Origin of the sequence: Parabacteroides leei (genome assembly GCF_023369805.1) — a bacterium.
In the GTDB taxonomy this organism is placed as follows: Bacteria; Bacteroidota; Bacteroidia; order Bacteroidales; family Tannerellaceae; genus Parabacteroides; species Parabacteroides leei.
Window position 1 is genome coordinate 31,747 of the sequence record NZ_JAMBQG010000021.1, and the last position, 17,527, is coordinate 49,273.

Below are 17,527 nucleotides of genomic sequence, written 5' to 3' on the forward strand. Positions count from 1 at the left end.
TCTTATCCGATGGTATGGTTAGCTAACAGTTCAACAATCATCTCTTCTATATCCTTATCCGCGCTGGTCAGCGTTTTGCTTTCCTTTGCCTGGAACACGATATTCTGTATAGTCTTTACTTTTGTAGGTGAACCGGACAGACCGCACTGTGCCAAGTCTCCGTTTACATCGTTCACGCTCCATTCCTGGATATTCAGGTACGGGCGTTTTTCGTAAAGGTCTGCGTACGGCAGTTCGCTCGGAACATCAGGATGGCAGGCTGTCGGGTGAGCTGCTTTTTCCTGTGCACCCATGGCACGCTTATATTTCTGTACCAGTTTGGCGTTACGCGGACGGCAGGGAGCTGCCGAGCCGTTTACTGTGATGACGATAGGCAGCGGACCTTCTACGGTTTCCACACCTCCGTCGATATGACGTTTAACGGTGATACGGCGTGCTGTTTCATCCACATTCAGGATTTCCTCAGCGTAAGTGATCTGTGTCAATCCCAGCTTTTCTGCTACCTGGGGACCTACCTGTGCCGTATCTCCGTCAATAGCCTGACGGCCACCGATGATGATGTCATAATCATTAATTTTTTTGATAGCCGTAGCCAAAGCGTATGAAGTAGCCAGTGTATCGGCTCCGGCAAAGGCGCGGTCGGTTAACAAAAAGCCGCCGTCTGCTCCGCGGTATAGACCTTCACGGATAATTTCGGCGGCACGTCCCGGGCCCATAGTCAGCAATGTAACAGTTGATCCGGGGTAGGCATCTTTCAGGCGCAGAGCCTGCTCCAATGCATTCAGGTCTTCCGGGTTAAAGATGGCGGGAAGTGCGGCACGGTTTACCGTTCCGTCTTCTTTCATCGCATCCTTTCCCACGTTGCGTGTGTCCGGAACCTGCTTCGCTAAAACAATAATTCTTAAACTCATATTAAATAGGAATATTAGATTTCTATTGTCTGAAAATTATTCGGTAATTAGTAAAAAATACCGAACTGCAAAAGTAGTCAAACATTCTTTATATCAAACAACTTTAACCTGAAATGTGCACACTTTAGGTTTTTTTGAGCAGTAGTTTTGGGGATTTATATTTATAAACCGATCTATATGTACGTCTGTTGATAATATGATTCTGTCCCTTAAATAACAAACAACCGGAGCTAATATCACTATTAACCCCGGTCTTAATAAGTGTGTTTTTTATCTTTGATCAGATAAAATAGGGTTTGGCATTATTTGTAATTAATAACTTCTTATTTATTGTCCGATGTATCCCACCAGACACGCGTGTCGAAATTATCCGGACCTTGTGCTGCAATCGCTGCGTCGTAATTAGCCTTGTTTGTATTATAGTCGTCCGGATAATATACACGGCGATACGGGATATGCGTGATGGTTGCCGATGGTCCCGGCTTGATATCCGGAACGTTCAGGCGACGCCAGTCTGACCATGCCTCGACACCATCCTGCATAAAGTTGGCTAACCAACGTTGCATGGCTATCTTTTCGATCTTTTCAGTATCGGAGCCTGTCAGTTTGATCGCATCCTGTATGATGTACTTGTCGAATTCGTCTGAACCGATACCGTATTGACCGAAAGAGGCTTTGATACCTGCATTATACAGTTCTTCCGCATTTCCGCCGATCCAGCCTCGGATGGCCGCTTCTGCTTCGATCAGTAAAATATGGGATGGGGAAATCACAACGATAGGAGCATCCTGCTGATAATATCTTTCGTTGAAAAAAGCCATGTCTGTGTATTGTGCAATTTCTGTTTTGGTAAGGCCGAAAGGTACCCCATTGTATTCTCCTTCCGAATTGGGCACTGCATATTCTTTCAGGCGCGGATCGTTATAGGCTATCAATTGATCCAAGATGGTCTTTGACGGAGCGAAGTCTTTACGTCCACTTTCTATGATATTAGTATACAGAGGATTTTGGTTGGCTGTCTCCGGGAGGTATTTGTATTCCAGCAACTCGCTGTTGTCTGTCATACCTCCGTCGGCGTAAGCCTTGGCAAAACGTGCCTTCCCTATTTCCGGAGCTACATCGGATAGTTTGATGGCCATCATCATTCGTAATGAAGCATTCAGTTTCTTCCATTTGGCCACGTCACCGTTGTAAAGAATGTCATACGTTTTATCCAGTGTGCCGGATTCATCGAATTGTGCATACGCTTCATTCAGTTCTTTTTCCAGATCCTCATAGATGAATTCCTGTGTATCATATTTCGGATTGAAGTTCCCATCATCCCCTTTCAATGCTTCACTATAAGGGATCATACCCATGATGTCTGTCAGGTGCATATAATAGAAAGCACGTAATGTACGGCAACCGGCCAACTGGTTGGCTGTACTGCCCAATTGTATTACGTTGGGTAAATCTTTCGTTTCTTCATCCGTATTCAGTTTGATAATTGTTTCCAGGTTACGGATATATTCGTAATAATAAGGACCCGTATTGAAATCAGTCATACCGAAATCCGAATATTGGATGTTCTGACGTTCCGAGAGGTATTGAGGAAACAACTGTGTCCAGGGATTGTAATTAGCCACATAAGAAAATAGGGAAACATTCTTACAGGCATACGTAAACAGGAAACGGGTTTCCGGGTTTGAAGGATTGTTCGGATCGATGTTGTCATCTCCGTAATCCCCGCAACTATTAAAAGATAATAGTCCGATTAATGCTAATGCGAATAATTTTATTTTTTTCATAACTTAATTCGTGTCTTTAAAATTAGAAGGTAAGATTTACAGTAAAACCGAATGTGCGTACAGAGGCTGCCTGACCGCCTTCAACATAGTTATAACTTGCTGCACCCATTTCCGACGGGTCGAGGTTGGGAGCTGCGGAATAAATTAACCAGGGATTTTGGGCGACAAATGATACGCTGGCTTTTTTAACACCACAATTCGTTTTTTGCAGGAAGGAACGTGGTATATCGTATCCGATAGACAATTCGCGCATTTTCAGGTAACTGGCCTTATATACATAGTCTTCCCAAATGGTTCCTTTGCGACTTTGGAAATAATAGCTGGCATCTACGTAGGCTGTAACCGGCGTATAAGAACCATCCTGGTTTTCTACAACACCGTCGATGCGTACACCGCCGCCATCTTTTACTTGTGCTCGAATAGGATTACCCTTGTCGTTTGTACCTGTGGTCGATGCTAACAAACCGGAACTTTCGCCAAACATATTGGTCGCAGAGGCGATCACTCCTCCTACCTGAAAGTCGAAAGACATTCCCAAATGGAAATCTTTATAACGCAGGGAAGTAGAGAAACCTCCGGTCAGGTCCGGCTGGATGTTACCTAATTCTTCCTGTGCCGTTGATTCTACCAAAGGAGCATACGGGCCGTACTGATGATTGGGATCGCTTCTTTCCTGTAAAACAATGCGTCCTTCCGGATCTTTTTTCCATGTGGAACCCCTGACGACTCCGATTGGTTTGCCTACTTCTGCGTAAGAATAGATACGTGAAGACCAGCTTCTCCAATAGATTTGGTAAGTATCTTGTCCGTCGATTAATTCTTCCAGCGTATTACGGTTATGTGAGAGGTTGGCATTCAGTTCCCAGTTCCAGTCTTTGGTTTGGATGATCTGACCACCTAAAGAGAATTCGATACCCCGGTTACGGATCAGACCTGCATTCATCTTTCGTGACCGGTAACCGCTGGCCGGTGTTGTATTCACATTAATGATCTGGTCTTTTGAGTCGCGATTATAGAAGTTGAAGTCTCCCCATAAGCGGTCTTTAAATAAACGGAATTCCGTACCGACTTCATACGAGGTGGAGATGGTCGGTTTAATATACAGGTCTTTCAGGTTCGTGCTGTTCCACATATTAGAGAGTTGTCCGTATTTGATCAGATCGCCGTCGGAATTTTTTAATACATAGGTCGGATAAATATTATAAGGATTCATCGTTGAGCCGACCTGTGCCATGGATGCTCTCAGTTTCCAGAATGACAGCCACTCTGCATTTTTGATCCAGTTGCTGGCTATTGCTGCAACAGAAACACCACCATACAGGAAGCTGTTTTTGTCAGGATGCAGTGTGGAAGTCCAGTCGTTACGTAAAGAAAAATCGAGATAATATGTGTTATCCCAGCCTACGGTGGCTGTTCCGTAAACGCTCTGGTCGTGTTGTTTGGTCAGTTTGCTGCTGCCGCCTGGTAAACCGGAAGATGCTGCCGTGCTGAAGAAACCGTCCATAAACAAACCATCACGGGTAAAAGCTTGTAATTCATCCAGATTATAGACGCGGTCTTCAAAGAATAAAGCAGCATCGACGGAAAGTTTACTGTCGATAAAGTGCTCGCTCCATGTTAAACGGCCCTGTGTCTGGATATCGGACAATTGATTCTGATCCTGAGTGTATTTAGAGACTTCCCCATGTATGTTTTGAGGTAGACGTACTTCCTCTTTGTAGCTGCGGATATTCCCGTTTACACGGATACCGGCTTTCAAGTTCTTAATGATATCCAATTCTGCATCTCCACTGAATACATGCCACTGGTATGTTTTGTCCTGGTTGATCTCGTTGAATAGGGCGAACGGGTTTTCATGGAAAGCTGCGGTAAGATTGGTCGGACTGGTGATATTCCATGAGCGAAATGTCCCGTCCGGACGTTTGTAATCTTTCAGATCGTTCAGGTTGACATTTGTATGTCCCCACTGTTCGTAAGAATAGAGGGCATTTCCCAGTTCCTGGTATCCTTCGGCTGCAGCATTATGATTGTTGCGGTAAGTATATTTGTAATCCATAGTGACCCTTAAGCGGTCGATCGGCTTGAAACTGGTTCTGACAGAGAGGAACCGGCGTGAGGCATTACTGTTCGGGGTGATACCGTTGCGGGATACGTTGGAGAAAGAAATGCGACTCATATAATCTTTCCCTGATTTTGTAAATGCTACATTGGTCGTATTGCTGACACCGGTACGGAACAAATCGTTCAGGTCCATCTGGGAAGTCCACTGGCTTGTTTGTCCGAATCGAGGGTCTGTCGGGTCCCATGCATACCAGGGGGCATATTCGCGACCATCCAATTTAGGCCCCCAGCTGGCATCGTTGTTGTAGTCATAGTAACGGACACCATCCAGCTTTTGAAGGTATGCCGGGTGTTTATTCGGATCATATTTGAATACGGGCATTTCGGCATCAGCACCTAAGTAACCTCCACCGTATTCGTCTTGCAGGTCGTAGCGGATATTAGCTTTGTCCCAGGCGATAGTGTGGCTTACCGTTATTTCACTGTGTTCGCCTGTACTTCCCTTGGATGTAATGATGATAGCCCCGTTACCACCGCGTGCTCCATACAATGCAGTGGCTGCCGGCCCTTTTAGAACGTTCACGGAAGCTACATCATCCATATTGATCGACATATTATTGGTGATAACTCCATCGACAACATAGATCGGTTCGTTACCTCCGGCCTCTGTTAATGAAGAGGTCCCGCGTAATACGATTTTACCCGGATCGAAAGTAGCACCGGAAGAGCCGATGAAGCGAACTCCTGATACTTTACCAACCAAGGCATTATTCAGATCTGTTTGACGAACCTGGACTAACTCATCTGCTTTGAGTTGCTGAGTTGCATAACCCAATGATTTTTGTTTACGGGTAAGTCCTTGTGCCGTAACGACGACCTCTTCCAAATCTTGCGTATCGGATTGAAGAACAACTGTAACCTGAGGCTTTACTGCTACATCCTGTGAGTTCATGCCAACAAAAGATATCTGGAGTATTTTACCCTCGTTGGGGACTTCCAGCGAAAATTTACCATCCATGTCTGTTACTGTTCCGACAGTTGTGCCTTTAACAATAATGGATGCTCCAATAACAGGTAGTCCGTCGTCTGCAGAGGTAACGGTTCCTGTTACTTTTTTTGTTTGAGCAAATGCTATTCCTGTACATAATATGAAGGATAGCAAACTGAGAAATAGTTTTCTTATCATACTTTTGAATTTTAGATTTATTAGGTTATTAAGGATTTATTCACTTTCAGATCAATTCATGCTTGTTTTAGAGCGGTAGTTCTTGCAGAACTTGGCGTTCAAGGCTTATGTGTTTGTGCGTATCTGCCTGTGTTTCCTGTTGTTTTGAAATAAATATTGTTGGTTAGAACATGGTTTAATAATATGGTAAGTAGAAAGCAAGTAGCTTTATTCTGTTCTATTTGATTTTATTCTATTGATTAATAGATAATTGGATGTGTTTGCTAGTGTTTTATTCTATAAATAAACAACCTAAAAGACTGTATTTCTATTTTATTCTTTCGTTTTCAGTATAAAATATATAAACTCATTTTAGCATCAATATTTATTATTTAAAATAATTTTATTTTTATCGGAATTGGTATATTTTTGAAAATATTTTCATATATTGCGCACCATCTACAGAGAACTAGTATTATTAATTAAAAAATGTGCCTATGAAAAGAAATTAATCTTATTCCCCCTATCTTTCAAATAGGTATAGCGTTCAAAGCCTCTTATTAAATAACCTATTCTGTTTAATCTGTTGAAAACGGAATATCATTTTAAGTATCACTAAAATTAGTTTAATGAATTCCGGTGAAGTTTCGTTATTAATACAGGTACTGAATTGTTTTTATAGAGGTACTGAGTTCTGCAAGAACTATGTTTATTTTTTCTGTAGATATATTGTATGGGGTATGTAAATCAATCCAAATGTGTGATGTGGTTTTAAGTGATAAGAATAAATAGTAATTATATGATAGTAATGTAAGTGGCTGAAAAAAGAGTAGGAAAATACTATTTCTGTTTTCAGCCACTTTTGTATTTATTTTAGGCTACGAGAAGCATCCAGTCGCTTTACAACCTGACCGTAGATAATCAGGGCAAAAGCAGAAACCAGAGCGATTGCTCCAAAGTAATACCAGATGTAATGAGCATTGGCACTGGCTGCTACCCATTCTTCATGTGTGGCAAAAAGCGTTGGCTCCGGGCAATATTTACTGAGCAGGAAACCGGAAAGGCCAAATCCGAGGATGGATGACAGGAACGAGTGAAGATGGCTGAAACCAAGATATAGCCCTTCTTCTCCTTTGGGAGCCTGCAAAGAAAAATACTCGAGGAAACGTGGAGATATAAATGTCTCTGCCAATCCTTGAAAGACAATACCGACTACCATCATAAAGGCGACCGGGTGCATACCCAGAATAGTGGTGGTTCCGTCGAGCATATTTCCGGAAGCCATGCAAAGAGCGGATACAGGCATGATAAACATACCGAATGTCATAGAGGTAAGTGCTGTTTTCTTACGCATTAATTGAGTGACCAGATTAACTGTTAATACAACAACCAATGGGTTAACATTGGCATACCAGGAAGGGGATGCTCCTTCACCGGCCAGACGCAAAACGTATTTGGGCATTGTTGCATACAATTGGTGCTGAACCATCCAGAATCCGGAAATAATAATGATCAGTGTGATCAGTCGACCGTTTGTACAAACTTTTATCAATGCTTTCCATATCTGTCCGAACGTTTTTCCTTCTCCCGAATGTTGGCTGCTCTTATAGAAGAACCAGATCGCTATCAGAGCAAGGAAGGTCATTGAGGCGGAGAAATAGTTGAGAGTGATCAACCCTTCGTTTCCTAAGGCTTCGCGTAACGGTTTTACAATCGTTTTGCCGGAGAAAGCTCCGATATTTACCATCGCATAGAATATGGAGAAACCTTTGGCACGGGTTTCAGGAGTTGTTTCTTTAGCTACTGTTCCGGAAATCACACTTTTGATGAATGAACCTCCGATTACGATCAGTATCATGACCGGGATAATCCCATAACGAAGATTACTTTCAAGCAATCCGGTAAATGTTGTCGTTGTCCCGTATTCAACCAATCCGGCTGACTGAAGCCAGGTTGGGTAGAGTCCTAATCCGGCATAGCCTATGGTCAGTAAGGAAAATGCCAGTAGCATGGAGTTACGGAAACCGATCTTATCGGCCAATGCTCCGGCAAAAGTCGGAAGAAAATAAAGAAATGCGGAGAATGTTCCGGCGATAGTTGCCGCCTGGATATCGTTAAATCCGAGAATACGGCTGAGGTAGAGTGTTATTACGATAAATACGCCATAGTAGGCTGCACGTTCAAAAAGTTCGACGGTGTTGGCAACCCAAAACGCTTTACTAAATTTGATTTTCTCTTTCTTTGCTGTCGTGTTCATGTGATAGTTGTTTGTTTATAGAATTTAGAATAGAAATGTAAAACGCAGGTATAAGCAGATGAGAAAATTAGAGCTGCGTATACCTGCGTAGTTTACATACTGTATAAGTTATTTATTTCTTCGTGTATGTCTGGTGAATAGCTTTGTCGAACGCCTTCCAGTGTTCGTCCGTCATTCCCTGCGGGGTGAAAAGGCAAACGCCTGCCGCTCCGCTTTCCATGGCTCCGCGTACTGCTTCTTCTATTTCAGAAGGGATCAGTCCGTGTCCTTCCGGATCTTTGATATTGGCTTTGTTCTGCCAGTCATGGCAGATGAAAAGGCCACTGTAAACCGGAAATTTATTATTTACCGCATCCACTTCTTCTTTGGTGATCTTACCAACCCAGGCTGCATCTTCCAAATAGAAATCATTGTAGTTCATTGGGAAGACGGCATCTATATTCCATTCGTCCCATTCCTGGCGAACCATCCATTTTGCATGAGAATCGGGGCCGGGGAATACAGCAGCGCTGACCTTTTTGCCTTTGGCATGGACTGCATCGGCAATATGATTGACCAGGTGAGTGATCACGTCGCAACGGAACTGTGCCCATTCCTTACATTTAGACGGGTCTTCCACTGTTTTGATATCGATACCTGTTGCTGCTTTGAAATCGGCAACACATTTGTCACAATAACAGTAGTCGGCAGTCGGATACTCTTCGTTCATTACCAGTCCGTATTTTTCCCACAAGCCTTTTGCCAGGATGACATCGACATAGCGGATGTAGTCGAAATGAACATAATCAACATCGGGAATAGCGGCTATCTTTTCATATTCGCCAGTCAGGAAGTTAATTACATTTTCATTGTTCGGACACATGAATTTGTAGTAGGGAACATAAGCCTGTACATTGTAGGCAGATTCTCCTTTACGGTTAACGGCATACCATGTAGAGTCGGCATCGCCTTTTAGCATCGTAGGTATCCATGCATGGTATTCCAGCCCGTTGGCATGAGCCACTTTAGCGGCACGTGCCTGTTTTTCTACGTTGAAACCGGCATTATAGCAAACACCGTCCAGACCGTGAGATTTCCACTTGCTGAAATCGGCCTGTAATGTTTCTTCGGTGGTTTTGCCGCCTTCACCTTGCCAGCCGTACGCTTTGATCTTTGTTTCAGGAGCTTTGGTGCAAGCCGTTGCAAACAATGCAACGGCTGCTAAAGCGATAAATACTTTTTTCATTCAGATTTGTTTGTTGTTATTAAATTTCACAAGCACAGAGAGTCGGGATCAGGTTACGGTCGCCATAAGCGTTGTCTACGCGTGCCACATTGATCCAGAATTTACTGTCATGCAACCATTCCAGCGGGAAAGCTGCTTTACTACGAGGGTATTCATGCTTCCATTCATCGGCTGTTACTTCGTATTCAGGATGCGGAGCATTTTTGAGCACATTATCTTCTTTGGAAGCTTTTCCTTCTTCTACTTCTTTGATCTCTTTCCAGATGCAATCCATAACTTCGGCGAAGCGGTCGAGTTCGGCCTTGCTTTCGCTTTCGGTCGGTTCGACCATCAGCGTGCCGTGTACCGGGAATGAAAGTGTAGGAGCGTGATAGCCGAAGTCCATCAGGCGTTTGGCGATATCGCCTTCATCGATGCCGGATGCTTCTTTTACACCACGGCATTCGAGGATCAACTCGTGGCCGACACGTCCTGTGGCTCCTGTATAAACGATTCCGTAAGTATCTTTGAATTTAGAAGCCAGATAGTTAGCGTTCAGGATAGCCGTTTTAGTTACTGTTTCCAGTCCTTCTGTTCCCAACATGCGAATATAAGCGTATGTGATAGGAAGAACACCTGCGCTACCGTAAGGAGCGGAAGATACTGTATTCTGATCGCAACCCCATAATACCGGATGAGACGGCAGGAACGGAACCAGATGTTCCGCTACGCAGATCGGACCTACACCGGGGCCACCGCCACCGTGAGGAATAGCAAATGTTTTGTGCAGGTTCAGGTGACAAACGTCGGCACCGATCGTACCCGGGTTGGTCAGTCCTACCTGTGCATTCATATTGGCACCGTCCATATACACCTGTGCACCGCATGCATGGATGATATCACACATTTCTTTGATGTCGACTTCGAAGATACCGTGTGTGGAAGGATAAGTGATCATGGTTGCTGCCAGGTTCTCCTTATTTTCTTCTGCTTTGGCACGGAAGTCTTCCAGATCGATATTTCCGTTTTCGTCGCATTTAACAGTAACGGTTGTATAACCACACTGGATTGCGCTGGCTGGATTCGTACCGTGTGCGGAAGCCGGAAGGAGGACAATGTTTCTATGTCCTTGTCCGATACTTTCCAGATAAGCGCGGATTACACGCAGACCGGTATATTCGCCGGCAGCACCAGAGTTCGGTTGCAGGGTAGCTCCCTTAAATCCGGTGATCTCTGTCAGATAGTTGCAAAGATTTTCAATCAACTCTTTGTAACCTTCCACTTGTTCTTCCGGAGCATACGGGTGGATATTCTGAAATTCGGGACGGCCCAGTGGCAACATACTTGAGGCTGAATTCAGCTTCATGGTACATGAACCTAAGGAGATCATCGACTGTGCCAGTGATACGTCTTTACGTCCCAGGCGGGTAATGTAACGCATCAATTCTGTTTCCGTATGATATTTCTTGAATACATCTTCTTGCAGGAAGTCAGACGTACGGGCAAATTTTTTATCGAAATAAGTTTTTTCCGGAATAGCTTTTTCCAACATATAATCTTTTCCGGCGGCTCCGGCAAAGATGTATAATAACACACCTATATCAGTCGGTTGCGTTGTTTCGTCAATGCTGATACCTACTTGTCCGGCTTCGAAGTATCGGAGATTTACTTTACATTCCAATGCGATTTCGCGAAGAACGTTCACAGAAACATGAGCCGGTAATTCGATCTTCAACGTATCGAAATAATCCTTATTCAGTTGTCTGTAACCCAGCTTTTCAAGTTCAGCTGCCAGGAAGCCTGCTGATGCATGGATGCGTCCGGCGATATCACGCAGACCTTCTGCACCGTGATAAACGGCGTAGAATCCGGCCATTGTAGCAAGTAGAGCCTGTGCGGTACAGATATTAGATGTTGCTTTTTCACGTTTGATGTGTTGTTCGCGTGTCTGCAAAGCCAGGCGATAAGCCGGATGTCCGTAAGCATCTTTCGAAATACCGATGATACGTCCCGGAATAGCACGTTTATATTCGTCTTTTGTTGCAAAAAATGCAGCAGACGGACCACCGTAGAACATCGGGATACCGAAACGCTGGCTGCTACCGAATACGACATCTGCTCCCCATTCGCCTGGAGGTGTCAATAATACCAGGCTCATCAGGTCGGCTGCTACGGCTACACGGGTTTCGTTAGCGTTAGCTTTGGCTACAAATTCCTTATAATCTTCAATCGAACCGCTCGCATTCGGATATTGAACGATTGCACCGAATACATCAGGAGTGAATTCGAATGTCTTGTAGTCACCTGTTACCACCTTGATGCCTTGCGGGATCATACGGGTATTGATAACTGCAAGTGTGGAGGCGAATACATTTTCATCTACAAATAATGTATTGGCTCCGGCTTTAGCCTGTGCACGGCTGCGGCTACCGTGGAACATGGTAGCAGCTTCGGCTGCAGCAGTTGCTTCATCCAGCAGGGAACAGTTGGTAAGAGGCAATGCGGTCAGTTCGCTGATCACTGTCTGGAAATTAAGTAAAGCTTCCAGACGTCCCTGCGATACTTCTGCCTGATACGGTGTATAGGAAGTATACCATGCTGGATTTTCGAATACGTTCCGCTGAATAGGGGCAGGGCAAATGGTATCGTACCAGCCCATGCCGATATAGGATGTAAATACTTCGTTTTTGGATGCCAGTTCAGAGATATGTTCGGCATATTCCCGTTCCGTCATCGGTTCCGGAAGATTCAGAGGTTCTTTAAGACGGATATTGGCCGGAATGGTCTGGTCAATCAGTTCGTCAACCGATTTAACACCGATAGCTTCAAGCATAGCCGGAATATCTTCCTTTGCAATGCCGACATGGCGGTTTACAAATTTATTTGTGTCCATAGTATTTAATGTGTTTATAAATAAGGATTGTTTAATTTTTCGTCAATGATTGTTGTTTCCGGACCGTGACCGGGATAAACGACTGTTTCGTCCGGAAGAGATAACAGCTTGTCGTTAATAGCAGCTATCAGGACTTCCTGGTTTCCGCCCCACAGGTCTGTACGTCCGATACTGTTTGCAAACAAGGCGTCGCCCACAATGACAAAGCCGTTTTTCTTATTATAGAACGCTACACTTCCGGGTGAATGTCCGGGAACAGTAAGTACCACCAATTCGGAATGCCCGAATTTAACCACTTCATTACCTGTCAGGTATTTCCCAACCGGAATATTTTCCATTTTACCGGGAACGCCGAATAGTCTCGCTTGCTCTTCAGGAGCAGGAAGCTGTTCAACATCCGCCTTGTTTGCCTCCGGCTTCAGGCCATATGTCTTATACACAAACGGATTACCGAAAACATGATCCAGATGAAGATGGGTGCAGAGCAAATGCTTTACTATCAGCTTATTTTCAGAAATAAAGTCACTCAGTGCTTTCTCTTCTTCCTTACGGCAGCAACCGCAGTCGATAATGACTGCTTCTTTCGTATCGTCATACAATACGAAGGTGTTTTCCTGAAAGTAATTAAATTGAAATGCTTGTATTGTAATCATAGCGGTACGTATACTACTTTTTTAGTTTGGAAAAATTCTTCTTTGAAATGCTCCCCCAGTTCGATTACGATCGCTTGCTTTTGGTAAGCATGTATCTCATGCTGGAGTTCGCCTCCTTTCAGGCAAATCAGTCCGTTGGGAAGTGCGTTCTGCTGTTCCTTTTTTATGTTTTTACGAGAAATTTTGATCAGATCGCCCAAAGGCATAACGGCCCGGCTGACAACGAAGTCGAATTGTTGTTTTTCTTCTTCGGCACGGCAATGGCGGAAAGTTACGTTTTTCAGACCGATAGCTTCCGCTACCGCCTGTCCGACCTTGATCTTTTTTCCAATGCTGTCGACCAGATGGAACTGCACTTCCGGAAAGAAGATTGCCAGGGGAATTCCCGGAAATCCGCCCCCTGTACCTATATCCATTACGGTAGAGCCGTTTTTGAACTTCATCATTTTAATCAGCCCCAACGAATGGAGCACATGATGCGGATACAGATTCTCTATATCTTTACGGGATATGACGTTGATCTTTGAATTCCAATCAGTATATAAATCATACAGAGCTTCGTACTGTGTCAGTTGCTTTTCACTTAGCTCCGGAAAATAAGTTTTTATAAGTTCCATAGATTGTTTTTAAAATGCCAGATGAGCGATCGGACTATCTTTTTTGAGCAAGTATTGTATTTCTTCATACGGAAGATGTACATTCGTTGCACCGACTACATAGGCTGCGATCTCATATTCATTAAATGTATAGGTAATACCATAGTCGTCTATCAGGAAATTCCCATTAGGGAAAATTTCTTCTACACTGAAAAATCCAACACTTTCCAGTTCTTTAGGATTATCAACATTGTTTTGTTTGGCAATCCGGTCTACCAATATCTGGGCCAGATCGTCCTGGTAGTTTTCGATAAATATATCTTCTTCTTTGATCAGATCTCCTGTTTTTGTGTTGATGACGTGGTTGGTGAACGAGTGTGCACCATGCGCACCGCCTGTGTAGTTATCAAAGTTGACCGTATAACTCAGGATATCATTCTTGTTATAAGCAATATCATCCGACGACATTTCAAAGTAAGAGAACCAGGCTCCGACCGGAGTTTCATCTGCTTTCGCAACTTCAGCCTTGTATTCTTCTTCCAATTCTTTATAGCTGTTCAGATAATCTTCCGTGTATTTGGCGGTAGCTTCTTCGGGAGACAATGTCTCATAGTTATCACCAAAGTAAGATGACACGAATTGCTGCTGGATCTTTTTCAGTATCTCTTTATTCTCTGACTGTACCGGGAATGTAAAGTTTATTTGCAGGTTACAATTCGGGTTCTCCGGATTTTCAAGCAGGTGATAGGTTTTATCCACACTGATCGAGTCGAATTTTATATCATTATCCGCTGTCTTTTTTGTCCCGATATTACAACCACTGACAAAAATACTTATAAGAAATAGAGCCACCAATTTCTGGCATAATTGCGTCTTCATTGTGATACAGATTTAATTTTATACTTTAAATTGCAAATGTACATGTTTATCTCCGAATTACCGAATAGATAACCGATTTTATAAATCTTCTCCACCTATCAATTTGTCATACTATGCCATGTAAATAGGATTAATATACCGGGTAAATGAAATTAGTCTACCGGGTAATATTTTTTAACTAATCATATTGCTGTTGAAACGATCAGATTGATGTCATATGGTAAAATCAGCCATAACGGAAACAGGCGGTATAGTGTCTGTTTATGGAAGATTTAGCATATATTTTTTTACGAAAAATTGATTATTTAAATCTTCTGCTTATCTTTGTCCCGCGCATGAAATGCAAGGAGTTGCAATGCGTGTCGCTTTTTTTATTGGACATAAGCGTTTTAAATATTATTTGGCATTGAAATCTCGACAATTTCATTCCCAACAAATAATAGGCAGTAAATGCAGATGTTCTTGTCTATCTATGCACAATATAGAATTGTTTAAAATTGATTCGTGTATATGGATAAGAGCGTGGTACTGTTATATATATTGTTGGGGGGCCTGTCGAGAGCCTCAATGTCTATATATAAACAGTTTCCACGCTTTTTTTTGTTTTATCCAGTCAGGGAATTGATGGATAGTTTGTTAGCCTTGAATCATGTATGGTATGTTTCTGAAAACAGATACTGCATTGATCTTGCCGGAGACTTCTTCCCGCAAAAATATCATATATTTTTTAGATGTCATTCATATTCTTGAATTTCAAGGTAGTTTAGAAGTCTTATTAAGAAATGGGTATGTTTATTTATTATCCGGTAACACTTCGGCCTGGAAATTAATAGATATTTGCTCTGAAAAGAACCATCCTATTTATAAATGCGCTTTAAATGAACTAAATCAACGTTTGCTTGTTTTATAGATGTGGCATAGAGTAAAAGCCACCACCTGAGATAAAATAATTCAAAATTTTACGGTTTGAAATTTGCCGGACTCACACGATGAATCCGGCATAGAATAATACTTGTCTGAACGATGCGTTCGGGGAACTAAGATCGTTGTATCATAAACCCAAAATATATATGGCAAAAATTGAAATAAAAAACTTATCCATCCTTTTCGGACCTGAGAAGGCCAAAGCGAAAAAGATGATTTTAAAAGGAAAAAGTAAACAGGAGATCCTCAAGGCGACAGGATGCACTGTAGCTGTACGTAACGCCAACCTGGAGATAGAAGAAGGAGAGATGTTCGTAATCATGGGACTCTCCGGTAGCGGAAAATCGACATTACTGCGATGCATTAACCGGCTGAACGAACCTTCGATGGGGGAGATCCGTCTGGACGGTGTTGACATCACCCGTTCATCCGATAAAGAGTTATTACAAATACGCAGGGAAGAACTGGCTATGGTTTTCCAGCATTTCGGACTGTTACCCCACCGTACGGTGTTGAGTAACGTGTCGTTTGGCCTGGAGTTGCAGGGTGTTCCTAAAGAAGAACGGGAGAAGAAAGCGCAGGAAAGTGTTTTGCTTGTAGGCCTGAAAGGATACGAAAAGCAGCGGGTGGACGAATTGTCGGGAGGTATGCAACAGCGTGTCGGGCTGGCCCGTGCACTGGCAAACAACCCGGAGGTGCTTCTGATGGATGAAGCCTTCTCCGCCCTCGACCCGCTTATCCGCGAACAGATGCAGGACGAGTTGCTCCTGTTGCAGGAAAAGATGAAAAGGACGATTGTCTTCATTACCCACGACCTGGACGAAGCGATCAAGCTCGGCGACCGTATCGCAATTATGAAGGATGGCGAGATCGTACAGGTCGGTACCCCCGAAGAGATACTGACAGATCCGGCCAACGCCTATGTCACCCGTTTTACAGAAAGCGTAGACCGGGGACGTATCGTCACTGCATCTTCTATCATGCTGAAACAGCCGGTCGTGGTCAGACTCAGGAAAGAAGGCCCTGAGACTATCCTGCGCAAGATGCGCGAGAAACGTCTATACGCCTTGCCGGTAATAGGAAGTGAGGATCAGTTCATCGGTGAAATACAATATAAGGATGTCCTGAAGTTGCGAAAAGAGGGAAGTAAAGATGTTGCTTCCATAGTCCTTAAGGAAGTCCCTTCCGTATTGGAGAATACGACGGTAGAGGATATGCTTCCGTTACTACCGAAAGTACGGCAGGCTTTACCTGTTGTCGATGGCGAGAACCGGCTGATCGGAGTTGTCTCCCCCTCTGCCATCATCATTGAAATGACCGGAAAAGACCAGAAAGAAATAGAAGAAATAATTCAAAACGCAATAGACTTATGATTAATATCGGACAATATATAGAAATAGCCATCAACTGGCTGACAGAACATTGGGCCCCTTTCTTTGATATAATAAATAATGGCATCGGTAGCTTTATCGACGGCTTCCAACACGGTTTATTATGGATACCGTTTTATGTGATGATCTTGGCACTGACCGTTTTAGCCTGGTTTAAAGCGGGAAAAGGTACAGCGGTACTTACCCTGCTGGGGTTATTCCTTATCTATGGGATGGGCTTTTGGGAACAGACGATGCAAACGGTGGCGCTGGTTTTATCCTCTACGGTTATCGCCCTGGTACTGGGTGTACCGTTGGGGATCTGGACAGCACGTAACAACATTGCCGCCAAAATAATTCGTCCGCTAATGGACTTGATGCAGACGATGCCTGCCTTCGTTTATCTGATCCCTGCCGTGTTGTTTTTCGGGCTGGGACCTGTACCGGGAGCTTTTGCCACAGTGATCTTTGCGATGCCGCCGGTGGTTCGCCTGACAGACCTTGGTATCCGTCAGGTTCCGGAGGATATTGTGGAGGCGACCCGGTCGTTTGGAGCGACTTCGCGGCAGTTGTTGTTTAAGGTGCAGTTGCCGCTGGCATTGCCGACGATTATGACCGGGGTTAACCAGACGATCATGATGGCCTTGTCTATGGTGGTGATCGCAGCAATGATTTCTGCCGGAGGTTTGGGCGAGATCGTATTGAAAGGAATTACCCAGATGAAGATCGGACTCGGTTTCGAAGGAGGTATAGCCGTTGTGATTCTGGCTATCGTGCTCGACCGTATAACCCAGGGATTTGTCCGTAAAAGATAATCCCGAGTGATT

Annotated in this window: 11 protein-coding genes; 2 read left to right on the forward strand and 9 right to left on the reverse strand. The window is 43.8% G+C overall.

What is annotated here, in order from left to right:
* Positions 1 to 2: 2 nt before the first annotated feature.
* The 9 genes from M1P97_RS21900 to M1P97_RS21940 form a co-directional block, all read right to left on the reverse strand.
* Positions 3 to 911: an electron transfer flavoprotein subunit beta/FixA family protein gene (locus M1P97_RS21900; protein WP_195374531.1), complete on the reverse strand. Its 909-nt coding sequence runs from the start codon at positions 909 to 911 to the stop codon at positions 3 to 5.
* Positions 912 to 1,234: 323 nt separating this feature from the next.
* Positions 1,235 to 2,698 carry a SusD/RagB family nutrient-binding outer membrane lipoprotein gene (locus M1P97_RS21905; protein WP_195374532.1) on the reverse strand — a complete coding sequence of 488 codons (1,464 nt, stop codon included), beginning with the start codon at positions 2,696 to 2,698 and terminating at the stop codon, positions 1,235 to 1,237.
* Positions 2,699 to 2,720: 22 nt separating this feature from the next.
* Positions 2,721 to 5,945 (reverse strand): SusC/RagA family TonB-linked outer membrane protein, encoded by a 3,225-nt coding sequence (locus tag M1P97_RS21910; RefSeq protein ID WP_249390204.1) that lies wholly within the window; start codon positions 5,943 to 5,945, stop codon positions 2,721 to 2,723.
* Between the two features lie 847 nt (positions 5,946 to 6,792).
* A complete protein-coding gene (locus M1P97_RS21915) occupies positions 6,793 to 8,181 on the reverse strand; it encodes an MFS transporter (protein ID WP_195374534.1) in 1,389 nt (462 codons plus the stop codon).
* 112 nt (positions 8,182 to 8,293) lie between these two features.
* On the reverse strand, positions 8,294 to 9,406 hold the full coding sequence (locus M1P97_RS21920; protein WP_249390205.1) for a glycoside hydrolase family 10 protein: 1,113 nt from the start codon (positions 9,404 to 9,406) through the stop codon (positions 8,294 to 8,296).
* A 19-nt stretch (positions 9,407 to 9,425) separates the two neighbouring features.
* Positions 9,426 to 12,278, reverse strand: coding sequence for an aminomethyl-transferring glycine dehydrogenase (gcvP, locus tag M1P97_RS21925; protein WP_195374536.1), 2,853 nt, complete (start codon positions 12,276 to 12,278; stop codon positions 9,426 to 9,428).
* Between the two features lie 14 nt (positions 12,279 to 12,292).
* Positions 12,293 to 12,931, reverse strand: a complete 639-nt coding sequence (locus M1P97_RS21930) for an MBL fold metallo-hydrolase (protein ID WP_195374537.1) — start codon at positions 12,929 to 12,931, stop codon at positions 12,293 to 12,295.
* Entirely contained in the window at positions 12,928 to 13,548 is a 621-nt protein-coding gene (gene rsmG, locus M1P97_RS21935) for a 16S rRNA (guanine(527)-N(7))-methyltransferase RsmG (RefSeq protein ID WP_195374538.1), read from the reverse strand. Before rsmG ends, M1P97_RS21930 begins: the two co-directional genes overlap by 4 nt.
* 9 nt (positions 13,549 to 13,557) lie before the next feature.
* On the reverse strand, positions 13,558 to 14,406 hold the full coding sequence (locus M1P97_RS21940; RefSeq protein ID WP_129732468.1) for a DUF3298 and DUF4163 domain-containing protein: 849 nt from the start codon (positions 14,404 to 14,406) through the stop codon (positions 13,558 to 13,560).
* A gap of 1,070 nt (positions 14,407 to 15,476) precedes the next feature.
* Between M1P97_RS21940 and M1P97_RS21945 the strand changes: the two genes are divergently transcribed.
* Together M1P97_RS21945 and M1P97_RS21950 are read left to right on the forward strand one after the other, a co-directional pair.
* The gene (locus M1P97_RS21945) at positions 15,477 to 16,703 is read left to right on the forward strand and encodes a quaternary amine ABC transporter ATP-binding protein (RefSeq protein WP_249390206.1); all 1,227 of its coding nucleotides are present in this window, start codon (positions 15,477 to 15,479) and stop codon (positions 16,701 to 16,703) included.
* Positions 16,700 to 17,515, forward strand: coding sequence for an ABC transporter permease (locus M1P97_RS21950; RefSeq protein ID WP_075558476.1), 816 nt, complete (start codon positions 16,700 to 16,702; stop codon positions 17,513 to 17,515). Before M1P97_RS21945 ends, M1P97_RS21950 begins: the two co-directional genes overlap by 4 nt.
* Positions 17,516 to 17,527: the final 12 nt, after the last annotated feature.

What these genes read in the sequence shown, in the direction of transcription:
- M1P97_RS21900 (WP_195374531.1), bottom strand. Translation starts at nt 911, where the DNA reads ATGAGTTTAAGAATTATTGTTTTAGCGAAGCAGGTTCCGGACACACGC.
- M1P97_RS21910 (WP_249390204.1), bottom strand. Translation starts at nt 5,945, where the DNA reads ATGATAAGAAAACTATTTCTCAGTTTGCTATCCTTCATATTATGTACA.
- M1P97_RS21945 (WP_249390206.1), top strand. Translation starts at nt 15,477, where the DNA reads ATGGCAAAAATTGAAATAAAAAACTTATCCATCCTTTTCGGACCTGAG.
- M1P97_RS21915 (WP_195374534.1), bottom strand. Translation starts at nt 8,181, where the DNA reads ATGAACACGACAGCAAAGAAAGAGAAAATCAAATTTAGTAAAGCGTTT.
- rsmG (WP_195374538.1), bottom strand. Translation starts at nt 13,548, where the DNA reads ATGGAACTTATAAAAACTTATTTTCCGGAGCTAAGTGAAAAGCAACTG.
- M1P97_RS21905 (WP_195374532.1), bottom strand. Translation starts at nt 2,698, where the DNA reads ATGAAAAAAATAAAATTATTCGCATTAGCATTAATCGGACTATTATCT.
- M1P97_RS21930 (WP_195374537.1), bottom strand. Translation starts at nt 12,931, where the DNA reads ATGATTACAATACAAGCATTTCAATTTAATTACTTTCAGGAAAACACC.
- M1P97_RS21950 (WP_075558476.1), top strand. Translation starts at nt 16,700, where the DNA reads ATGATTAATATCGGACAATATATAGAAATAGCCATCAACTGGCTGACA.
- M1P97_RS21920 (WP_249390205.1), bottom strand. Translation starts at nt 9,406, where the DNA reads ATGAAAAAAGTATTTATCGCTTTAGCAGCCGTTGCATTGTTTGCAACG.
- M1P97_RS21940 (WP_129732468.1), bottom strand. Translation starts at nt 14,406, where the DNA reads ATGAAGACGCAATTATGCCAGAAATTGGTGGCTCTATTTCTTATAAGT.
- gcvP (WP_195374536.1), bottom strand. Translation starts at nt 12,278, where the DNA reads ATGGACACAAATAAATTTGTAAACCGCCATGTCGGCATTGCAAAGGAA.